The organism is uncultured Chitinophaga sp. (assembly GCF_937874145.1).
Taxonomy (GTDB): Bacteria; Bacteroidota; Bacteroidia; order Chitinophagales; family Chitinophagaceae; genus Chitinophaga.
This window is the reverse complement of sequence record NZ_CALNBI010000349.1, coordinates 1-11,285: the sequence shown is the minus strand read 5'-3', so window position 1 is coordinate 11,285 and position 11,285 is coordinate 1. Positions and strand designations below refer to the sequence as shown.

The 11,285-nt window shown below is 54.6% G+C and carries 7 protein-coding genes; 2 read left to right on the top strand and 5 right to left on the bottom strand.

All coding sequences use genetic code 11. The annotated features are described in order from the left end of the window. Nucleotides 1-162 precede the first annotated feature (162 nt). From Q0510_RS17120 to Q0510_RS17100, 5 genes are all read right to left on the bottom strand, one after another. Nucleotides 163-675: a YdeI/OmpD-associated family protein gene (locus Q0510_RS17120; RefSeq protein WP_298714562.1), complete on the bottom strand. Its 513-nt coding sequence runs from the start codon at nucleotides 673-675 to the stop codon at nucleotides 163-165. A gap of 22 nt (nucleotides 676-697) precedes the next feature. Beyond that, entirely contained in the window at nucleotides 698-1,222 is a 525-nt protein-coding gene (locus Q0510_RS17115; RefSeq protein WP_298714559.1) for a hypothetical protein, read from the bottom strand. Nucleotides 1,223-1,280: 58 nt separating this feature from the next. Then, nucleotides 1,281-3,041 carry a helix-turn-helix domain-containing protein gene (locus tag Q0510_RS17110; RefSeq protein WP_298714557.1) on the bottom strand — a complete coding sequence of 587 codons (1,761 nt, stop codon included), beginning with the start codon at nucleotides 3,039-3,041 and terminating at the stop codon, nucleotides 1,281-1,283. 136 nt (nucleotides 3,042-3,177) lie between these two features. Next, entirely contained in the window at nucleotides 3,178-4,758 is a 1,581-nt protein-coding gene (locus Q0510_RS17105; RefSeq protein ID WP_298714554.1) for a Na+/H+ antiporter, read from the bottom strand. Between the two features lie 6 nt (nucleotides 4,759-4,764). Beyond that, the gene (locus tag Q0510_RS17100) at nucleotides 4,765-5,325 is read right to left on the bottom strand and encodes a flavin reductase family protein (RefSeq protein WP_298714552.1); all 561 of its coding nucleotides are present in this window, start codon (nucleotides 5,323-5,325) and stop codon (nucleotides 4,765-4,767) included. Between the two features lie 740 nt (nucleotides 5,326-6,065). Between Q0510_RS17100 and Q0510_RS17095 the strand changes: the two genes are divergently transcribed. Beyond that, nucleotides 6,066-9,305, top strand: coding sequence for a TonB-dependent receptor (locus tag Q0510_RS17095; RefSeq protein WP_333864575.1), 3,240 nt, complete (start codon nucleotides 6,066-6,068; stop codon nucleotides 9,303-9,305). 18 nt (nucleotides 9,306-9,323) lie between these two features. Continuing rightward, nucleotides 9,324-11,072, top strand: a complete 1,749-nt coding sequence (locus tag Q0510_RS17090; RefSeq protein WP_298714549.1) for a RagB/SusD family nutrient uptake outer membrane protein — start codon at nucleotides 9,324-9,326, stop codon at nucleotides 11,070-11,072. The last annotated feature ends 213 nt before the right edge of the window (nucleotides 11,073-11,285 follow it).

Genomic DNA, 11,285 nt, shown 5'->3' with positions numbered 1-11,285 from the left:
GGCAGCGCGAGCGAATCGTGGCCCAGCACCGTTCCCTGCGCCTGCTGGGCAAGCGCGGCGCCCGAAGGAGCCAGGGCCAGAACGATCCACAGGGATAGCGTTTGCTTCATCTCCTGTAAGATATTCCAGCCGGTTCTAAGAAAAAGTTAAAAACTGATGGGGTTAACTGCCGCGGTCTGCTTTCAGCGAACGGATCATTTCGCCGTATCCCATGCGCCGCTCCAGCGCGTTGAGCGAAGCCGCTATGCGTTTGGCGCGCGTTTCTTCCGTTTTAGCATCGTCGATCCATTTGGAGAAATATCGCCGGTGGCTGGGCGCCAGCGATTCGAAGAATTCCTGCGCGGCAGGCAGGTCGGCCAGGCAATCTATGAAATCCACGTTCATGACGAAAGACTGCGTGTCTTCTTCCAGCTCCACCTGCACGGAAGCGCCCTGCTTTTTGCCGATGCCTTTGCGCATCCCGGCATTGACCGGCAGGATGAAGGAACCTTCGCCATGCGGCAGCAGGGCGGTCTGTTGAATAGGATGCTTGTCGAGATAGCCTTTCACCCGGAATGATTGTTTCATGCCCGGCTTGATTTTCGCTGCGATGGCAGCGGGGATTTCCAGGTAGGTCCAGCCGGTTTTGTCGCCGGCGTCGGCAAATTTCTTCAGAACGGCGGTAAATCGGGTCATGCGCCAAATTACATATTTTCCATCAGTAACCATACCGGAGCCGGCGGTACTGGCCCGCAGTATCCGGCCGGTGGGTGATGTGCGTGTGCCCGCCTCTCACCTTTTTGTCGAATTGACGGAATTCTACGATACTGGAATCTTTTTTTGTGAAGATGATGCGCCCCGTAAGGTCGACCCCGACAGAAGTTTCGCGGCTGACAGGCGCTGTATACACCGGGTAGTGCGCGAAATCTATAACCATTGAATCGAGATACTGGTAGGAGACGAACAGGTAATGAAAACCCGCGTCGCGCATGGATTGTACGCCTGCCCGCGTATAGTCGCTATGGTATTCGAACGATTGCATGTCGAAAGGAAAATGCCCCTTTTCCTTCGTGTAGCGTTTGACGGCGCTGGAAAATGCGTATGTGGGGTGGATTTTTCGTTTCTTTTTCTTTTTGCCTATTGGTAAATCTGCAAATGGCTGCGAGGAATCGAATGTTTGGGTGGAACCACAGGAAGAGAGCAGGATGCAGCTAACGGTCAGGCATAGTAAAATTGTTCTCATGAATGGGGATTGATACTGCAATATTAATCCTTCAACTGTTAAGCAAAATCCAAAATGGTCATTGCATCTGCGCGAGATGGCAAAGATCGGCGCCGAAGTGACGGATAAAGGCGCTGCGCAGTCCGGCGGTGGTTTCGAACCCGCACCGGATAGCGGTGATCTGCATGGAATTGCCGTTGCGGAACAAGAGATGGAAGGCATGGTACATTACCAGCATATAGTGGAAATCATTTGGCGAAATGCCGAATTGCTGGAGGAAGCCGTTCTGGAATTTATGCCGGCTGATCTTGAAATTGTCGGTCAGGAAGTGCGGATCGGCGAGCAGCCCCATGTCTTGCCGGGCCTCGTGGAAAATTTCCTTCAGCGTTATTATATCATTCGGTGTGAGGCGTATTTGCCTTTGGCTGGCGTTCAGGTTTCTTTGAACGGCAGCGGTCAGCAGCATGTCGATGCAAATGCGCCGGAGGAAGCACTGTGCCACGTCGCCGATGTAGGAGCAGCTCATCGCCTCGGTTAGCAGCATGGTGACGAGGGCGTTGGTGCGCAGGGAGATAGCGGGTTGAGCGCCATGCAGCCAGGCGGCGGCTTTGCCGGCGAGCGGGGAAAGCCGGGGCCAGGTGGCGGAAAGGCGGACGAGGTCCTCGGGCCTTATGTCCAGCTGGAATGCACAATAATACCCGCCTCCGGGCAGCAGGTGGAATTTTTTGAACGTACTGGTTTCCTGCCGGGTCCCGCATCCGAAAAAGGCAAGTTTTTCGGGTGGCATGTAGGGCATTATGCGATGCATGACCAGGAGCGAGCAGCAGGGTTCCTTTGATGGAGCGGGCGCCAGTTGCAGGGGCTCGCGGGAGATGACGTCGTGGGTGCGGATGGTGAAAGGGGCAACGCGTATGACCTGACTGATGCGGTCGTGGTCGTTGTCGCGGAAAAAGTGTTTGGCGGCGCAGGGGATTTGCATCCGCCAGTAATCCTGGGGAATGTGGTGAAGGTCTTCCGGGGCGGCGGTGTCGGTGAGTGCCGGGAGGCGCTTCGCTTCGGGCGGCGGCGATGGCGGGGAAACGGTTTTGCGGTGGGGGCGGGTTTCCAGGAGGAAGAACCGGTATATGTTCCGCATGTTGAGCCGGAAATGTTGCGCGCGGTAATGGCGGGCTTCCAGCAGGTACATCATGCTATAGCGTTCGTGGTGGAAGAAGAGGTCTTTCAGCCGCAGGAACTCCGCGAGCGAATAGCGGGGCACGGGGCCGGTGTTTCTTTCGGCCTTGTAGGATTGAAGAAATGAGGGTTCCTTTTCCAGGTGCGCGTATCCCGGTGGGAAAATAGGGGGCAGCGGGTGGAAGAGGAGGTCGTGGAGGAGAAGGGTGATATATTGCTTGACGGGCTTGCGTTTGCGGCGGTTTTTGCGCGAGCGGGGATGGCGTATCCAGCTCCAGAATTTCAGGCAGCGGAGGGTGTTGAGCCAGGCGGCGTGATAGTGTTCGCGGTATTGGAGCGCCATGCTTTCCAGCCATTGCTGTTCGAAGCGGGGTAGGGAGCCGGTGGGGATATAGGCGTGGAGGCTTCTCAGCTCCAGCCCCATCGAAGTCAGCAACGCACTCCCTTCCACCGTGATGCGCAGGAGCCCGGCGGTTTCCTGTACCAGGGAATGCCGTTCTAACTGCAATAATACCATCAACGCCGCGTCTGTTCCGAAAGTGCAGCCGGCCAGGGCTTCCTCACGGGTGCAAATGCCGCTGCGCTCCAGCCATATCAGTAACCGGATATGCTCTTTGGACAGCATACCGGCATACCGCCCGGCCGAAGGGCTACCCAGCGATGGCATATCGGGTTTTCAGATGGTAAAAACCTGGATACATGTTTCAATGCAGGGGTTAGCAGGTGAATAATTTCGGTTGATCTTAATTAAAAGATGCGGCAGACCCGTTTTCGGGGGAAGGGGACCGCGGAATTTTTATGCATTATTCACCTTCGATCGTCGCTGTTTTCAACCGCAGCTTTTCCTCCTCAAGGTCCAGCAACCCCTGGTATTTGCGGAGCACGCCATCGTCCGTACTGAACGACCGGGCTTCCAGCTCCTGCAGGTACCGGCGTTGCGCTTCCAAAACGGCCAGCGCCGCTTTCCGGTACAATACATGATCCCCGCCTTCCACATCTCCCCCCGCTTCCGCCTCGGCCACGTAACGGGAACGCAATTGCTGCAAAGGGCCGTTTGTCGCTAAGTCCCGGCTGTAATGCCCGTCGAGATGCCGGATCGCCACCGCGGCCAGTTGCTCCCTGACCGCATGGTCCTGGTCTTCCACCGGCGCCGGGTGATCCGCGTCTTCCATCTCCAGCCGCTTCACCAGCCACGGCAACGTAAGCCCCTGCACCACGAGCGTCAGCAGGATCACGGTAAACGTGATAAAGAGAATCAGGTTGCGCTGCGGGAAATGCAGGGGGATCGATAACGCCGCCGCCAGCGACACCACGCCGCGCATCCCCGCCCATCCGAAAATCAACGGCCCTTTCCAGCCCGGACTGGGGTCCGCCGTGGTAATAAACCGGCTGATAAACACGGTAAAAACTGACGCGAAGTAAGTACAGGCCAGCCGCGTCACGATCAGCACCGCGGTGATCAGCACCCCATACCCGATCGCGCTCACGATCGAAACCGTTCCCAGTTCCCGCACGATTACCGGCATCTCCAGCCCGATCAGCAGAAACACGAGCCCGTTCAGCACGAATGCCAGCGCGCTCCACACCGTGGAGCCCCGCAGCCTGCTGGTGGCCGACAAGAACTGGTGGCTGCGGTAAGAAAGGAACAAGCCTCCGCTAACCACCGCCAGCACGCCCGAAAAATGGAACGTCTCCGCCGTCATGTACATGACATAAGGCGCGGTGAGCGTGAGGACGATGTCCATATTCGCGGAAGTGGGCAGTTTTTTGTGCAGGAAATAGTACATCACCGCCACGGCCAGCCCGATCAGGATGCCCATTACGATCACCACCACGAAACTGATGGCGGCTTCCTGGAACACGAAGCGGCCGCTGTCGACCGCAATGAGGGCAAACCGGAAAACGATCAGGCTCGACGCGTCGTTCAGCAGGCTTTCGCCTTCGATGATGGCGGACAGCCGCTTGGGGACTTTCACGTATTTCAGCACCGACGTGGCGCTCACCGCATCCGGCGGCGATACGATGCCGCCCAGCAGGAACCCCAGCGCCATGGTGAACCCGGGAAGGAACGAACTGCTGACCCAGGCCACCACCAGCGAGGTTACGATCACCATCAGGAAGGCGAACGTGCCGACAATGCGGCGCCAGCGCCAGAGATCCTTCCACGAGGTATACCAGGCCGCCTCGTACAACAGCGGCGGCAGGAAAATGACGAAGATGTAATCCGGCTCGATGGCAATGGCCGGAACGCCCGGCACGGCGCACAGCGCGAGGCCGCCCAGCAGCAGCACGATGGGATAAGCCACGCGGATCTTTTGGGAAAGCATGACGAGCCCCTGGATAAAAATTACCAGCAGGATAAAGAGAAAAAACTGATGCTCCATAGACGATTAAAGGTTTTCGGGCCTGAATTTTTCAGGCATGGCGATGTTGCGGCCTGATTCCATGAACACGCCGTTGCCGCGGTAGTGCACGGTACGGGGGAACCTGGGCCATACGGGCGCCTGAGCGCCCAGGACTTCCAAAATAAAGAAATTATACTTCGCCAGCATTTTCCTGTCGGCCACCCGGCACTCGAAATGCGCATAACATTCTTCGATGCGGGGCGCGGAGATGTGCTGCGATTCGCCCGGGGTGAGGTTGAATTTTTTGAACTTGTTGATGCGCCGGCCGGAAGTGTTGCCGATGCCCACAATGGTATCGATCATATCGGCGGTGGGGATGTTGATGACGCACTCCCCGCTTTTGCCGATCATATCGAAGCTGTGGTTGGAGGCGGTGATCATGCAGCCGATGAGGGAAGGCGAGAATTCCAGGACGCAGTGCCAGCCCATCGCCATGATGTTGTCCCGGTTTTGCCAGCGGGAACTGACCAGCACGATGGGGCCGGGTTCCAGCAGGCGGCGGATGTCTGCGACGGGCATGTCCGTTTTGCGGTAAGTGCGTTTCATGCGAAAGGGTTTTGTTAAGGAAACAATGCCGGCGTACTTAGAGTTGGGTATGAAAAATTTTTTTTCCGTGTGGATGGTACTCTTTATTTGCTGAACCGTCGTCTTAGGTTGGGGCAGGTTTTTCCTGCATTCCACGTTTGTCACTTTACCGTTTTATCTTTTAAAATCTGGCTGAAGAATTTACATCAGTGCTTGGATTTGATTAAAAGATCATGTACTTTTAACATATACCAATATCATTTAAACGAGAAAGATTCCACCGTTACTGGAAACGCATGTAGAGACATGCTTTAACCCTCCGCCATTCTATCATCCCAGCAACGTCCCGGAATCAGAACAATTGTCACCGTAGAAAATGTCCATCACTAAAAAATAAGTTATGGGAACCGGCTCAACAAGTTAGAAAACCAAAATTCGAATCGATATCATTGAACCACGTTCGTTCAATCCAAATTTTAATTGTCCATTCTAAAAACCGACGACAGGCTCGTATCTGCAGACGTATGCCTGTTTGAACCGGATGTAGACGGTTATGCCGTGTACGCGGCATTTTATTCACCCTTAAAATCCCATGTTATGACAAATAAATAGGTTTACAAAACAAACCGGCAATATGGGAGTATTGCCGGAGGGCTAAGCTGGGAGAAGCTTTGCCGAGATACAGTTCAAAAATCTTCGCTGAACTATAACGCATCAAAAATATGAAAAAAAAGAGGAATATTGCTTTTTTGACAAAAGCGATTAGCGGAACCTTTTTCCTTATCACCACCCTTTCCGGTCCACTTTATGTTCACGCATCAATAACCTCAGGCCTGTATTTTCAACAGGCGCAGACCGTAAAAGGTAAAGTTATCAGTGAACAAGACCAGCAGCCTGTTCCCGGCGCTGCAGTTCAGATCAAAGGCACATCTAAAGGTACCGTTACAAACGAAAACGGTGAGTTTTCCATTCAAGCCAATGCAGGGGATGTTCTTATGATATCCAGCATCGGTTTTACTGCCCAGGAAGTCACCGTAGAAGCGGGCAAAACTTATAACATTTCGCTGGCCTTTTCCAATACTTCGCTCGACGAAGTGGTGGTTACAGGGTACGGCACGCAACGTGTAAAAGACCTCACCGGGGCCGTGGCCGTGGTGAACGTCAACCAGATGAAACAGCAGCCCGTGGCCAGTCCTGTGGAATCGCTCCAGGGTAAGGCCGCCGGTGTGCAGATCATCAGCGACGGTGCCCCCGGCGCTACGCCCCAGATCCGCATCCGCGGTTTCTCCACCATCAACAACAACGATCCGCTCTTCGTTATCGACGGTGTGCCTTATGAAGGCAAACTGTCCTGGCTCGACCAGAACGATATCGAAACCATGCAGGTGCTAAAGGATGCATCGTCCGCATCCATCTACGGTGCGCGCGCCAACAACGGCGTTGTGATCATCACCACCCGCCAGGGCGTGAAAGGGCCGCCGAGGATCAACCTGAGCTCTTATTTTGGTACGCAGGTTCCCAACAAGAACCAGTTCCCCAAAATGATGAATCCTCAGCAGTACGCCGAGTACGTGTATGAGGCATTCAGAAATGCGGGCCTTAACCCCGGGGAAGAAGGCACCACCGGCACCAACTATGGCACCGGCGCCACGCCCACCCTGCCTGAATACCTGGTAGCCGGTAAAGTAACGGGCCAGAAAGTAACTGCCGCCGACGCTGATCCTTCCAAATACAACTACAGCAGGTCGCTATCTAACTTCTACCAGATCACGAAAGCCAACCAGCAAGGTACCAACTGGTTTGACGAGATCACCGACAACGCTCCCATCCGCAACGTGCAGCTGGGTGTTAACGGCGGCGGCGAAAACGCCACCTACGCCATCGGCGCAGGTTACCTCGGCCAGGAAGGTACCATCAAGCATACCGGCTATAAGCGGTACAACGCCCGCGCCAATACGCGGTTCAACGCTTTCAACAACCGCTTCCGCTTCGGCGAAAACATGCAATACAGCTACGAAGAGTTTGTGGGCGTAGGTGTAAACCCCAATGTTTCCGGCGACTACCAGGGCGAAGGCAGTGCACTGGGCTTCGCTTACCGTATCCCCGTAATTATTCCCGTGTACGACATTATGGGCAACTTCGCAGGTAGCCGCGGCGACAAGCTCGGCAACGCGCAGAATCCCCTCGCCATGCTCTATCGCGCAAAAGACAACATCCAGAAACGCAACTTCTTCTTCGGAAACGTTTTCGGAGAAGTGGACATCATCAAAGGTCTGGTCGCCAAAACTTCGTTCGGTATCCGTTACGAAAACTATAGCGGCGTTTCCTACAACTATCCTAACCTCGAATTCTCCGAAGGCAGCGAGGCGAACGGTATGTCGGAAAACCAGGGCTTCAATACCGAATGGACCTGGACCAACACCCTCACCTACAAATGGGAAGTAGCAAACGTGCACGCCCTGACAGTGATGGGCGGTACCGAGGCGTTCCAGTCGCGCAACAGGTTCCTGTCTGCCGGCCGTAACGATTACTTCCTGCTGGGCCTGCCGGATTACTACTATCTGCCCGCGGGTTCTTCCAACATCAATAACAATTCCAGCGGCGGCGTAGGTTCGCTGTTTTCCATCTTCGGCCGCGCCGATTATGCATACCGCGACCGCTACCTGGTGAGCCTCACGGTGCGCCGCGACGGTTCCTCCAACTTCAGCAAGAACAACCGCTACGGTACCTTCCCAGCGGGTAGCGTTGCCTGGCGTTTGTCTGAAGAGGACTTCATGAAAGGGAGTAAAGTGTTCACTGACCTGAAGCTGCGTGCGGGTTATGGTGTGACCGGTAACCAGCGCATACCGGGTTTCCAGTACATCGACCGCTACGAAAGCCTTATCGCCAATGCTTTCTATCCTTACAACGGGAAAAATGTGACATCCGGGGTTTGGCAAAAAGCGTATAAAAACACCGAGATTAAATGGGAGGAGCTGAAATCGTTCAACATTGGTCTCGACTTCACCCTGCTGGATGGCGAGTTCGATGGTGCCATCGACTGGTATAGCCGTAAAACCACCGACATGTTGTACCCTGTTCCGCTGCCTTCCGCAGCGATCGGGCAAGGTGCTGCACCGTTCGTGAACATTGGCGACATGAAGAACTCCGGTATCGAAGTAGGGGTGGGTTACCACTATGGCCAGCGTGAAAACAAACCTTTCAAGCTGGATGTAAACGTAAACGTTTCCCGCAACGTGAACCAGGTAGTTTCATTGGCGCCTTCCGTGAAAGAGCAAATTTATGGGGATTTCCGAAGCTTGCAGACGACGCTCCTCCGGCCGGGTGAGCCCTTCGGTTCTTTCTTCGGCTACAAATGGGAAGGTGTTTATTCCAGTGCGGAAGACCTCGCCAAGAGCCCGAAATATGACGGCGCCCGCGTTGGCGGTCCGAAATACTTGGACGTAACCGGCGATGGCCAGATCACTCCGGACGACCGTACTGTTATCGGCAATCCGCACCCCGACTTCCTGTACAGCTTCGGCATCAACGCGAAGTACAAGAACTGGGACCTGTCGATGTTCTTCAACGGTTCGCAGGGCAACGACCTGTTTGAAGCCACCCGTTACTTTACGGATTTCAGCTCATTTGACGGTACTGCCAGCGTGCGGATGCTGGATCGCTGGTCGCCCACCAACACTGGTTCCCGGATCCACACGCCCAATAGGAAAGCCTCTAATAATGAGCTGGCGTCTTCCGGTTACTATGTGCAGGACGGCAGCTACTTCCGCATGAAGAATCTGCAGATCGGGTATAATTTCAAGGTAGACAACTGGTTCAAAGGCAATATGCGTACACTGCGTGTGTATGGTGGCGCCTCCAACTTGTTTACCATCACGAAATACACTGGTCTGGATCCTGAAGTAAGCCAGACCAACTCTACCTTCTCGGCGTTGGGTGTGGACTTCGGGGTGTACCCGGTAGCACGGCAGTTTATCATTGGTTTCAGTGCAGGTTTCTAATCTAAAAGAATTTTGAACATGAAAAGGATTCATAGCATCATAATAGTGGCATGCGCTACCGTATTGGGCTCCTGCGGCGCGGACTTTCTGGAAAAGAACCCGCAGGGCGAATTGACCCAGGACCAGATCACCTCCGCCAGGGGTGTTGAAGGGATGCTCACGGGCGCATATGGCCTTGTCAACGGAAATGTTAGCGGCACATGGGGCAACTATTCCTCCGCGCCCAGCCAGTGGTTATTTGGGGAGGTGGGCGCCGATAACGCGCACAAAGGTTCTAACGCCGGTGACCAGCCGAACATGAACGAGGTAGAACTACATACCGTGTCGAACGCGAATGATAATACCGACATCATGTGGAACCGGTATTATGAAGGGATCGCACGTTGCAACAATACCCTTAAGCTTCTGAAAGTGGTGCAGGGCGGTTCAGGAGATAAACTCTCCGATACACGCGCGAAAGAAGTGGAAGCGGAAGCCCGTTTCCTCCGCGCGCACTACTACTTTTTCCTCCGCAGGGTTTTCGCGAAAATACCTTACGTTGACGATTCCATGACCCCTGAATCGGCACTCCTGGTACCCAACGATAAAGAGGTTTGGCCGATGATCCAGGCGGACCTTCAATTTGCCATCGACAACCTGCCTCCGGCATGGGTTAACGAATCGGACCTCGGCCGTGCCAGCAAAGTGGCTGCCCAGGCATATATGGGGAAAGTATTGTTGTATCAGAACAAACACGCCGAAGCATTGCCTTTCTTCACGACGGTGATCGCAGCCAGGGGAGCATTAGAGAACATGCCATTTACGGACAACTTTGATGTGAACAGGGAAAACGGTCCCGAGACCATTTTCGCTGCGCAGCATGCCATCAACCCGGATGGAAGCGGCGATAACGCGAATGTGGGAGATATGCTTGGCGGATTTTATGGTAATGCCCCTGTTTCCTGCTGTGGGTTCTACCAACCCACTTTCGATCTTGTGAACTCGTTCAAGGTAACACCCGCAGGCTTGCCTATGCTCGACGGTTCGTACCGGACCGATCCGTATTTGTCGGATTACGGACTTAACGGAGCCCCAAAAACTGGATACCGTGTTGATACCATGTTGGCATTTGATCCGCGCCTTGACTACACCGTGGGCCGCAGAGGTGTAATGTACCGGGATTGGGACACCATGCCGGGGGACAGCTGGATCCGTGACCCGGCATATGCCGGTCCCTTTGTAGGCGTGAAGCACATGGTAGACGCATCTGCCCGCGGAACGCAAACCGTTGCGGGTGCGCCGTACATCACCAGCCTTAACGTAAATATCATCCGCCTGGCCGACGTATACCTGATGGCTGCGGAATGCTATGTTGAAGCCAATGACCTGGACGCTGCTTTGGCGCTTGTGAACCACGTGCGCCGGCGGGCCGCCAAACTGGATGGGCGTGAAATGAGAATCCGGGAGTCTCCAACGGCTGATCCGAAAAATGATATAATCGCGAGGGCCGCTCAGTACAATGTTCAACCTTACGCTTCGTTTGCCAACCAGGATGTCGCGCGAAATGCGGTCCGGTTCGAGCGGCGGCTGGAGTTGGCGCTGGAAGGGCACCGATTCTATGACCTTGTGCGGTGGGGCATAGCCAAGCAAACGATCGAAAGCTACTCCGCTTTCGAAGGCGGTATCCTTTCATCTTTTGCAGGTATCACTTTCGAAGCAAAGGACGCCATCCTGCCGATCCCGCAGCAGCAAATCGACCGCTCCCAGGGAGTGCTCAAACCCAACTAAGCCTATATTCCTTTGTCATAACTCGACGGCGCCTGTTGCAGAGCAGGCGCCGTTTTTTATGGGCCGTCGCCTTTGTTTTTAGCGGCCACGGATGGGGCCACCCCAAAAAGGAAAAACCCGCAAACGCTGGTGAAAGCTTTTTGCGGGTATCTGGTGGTAGCCTCGACAGGAATCGAACCTGTATCTGGAGCTTCGGAAACTCTTATACTATCC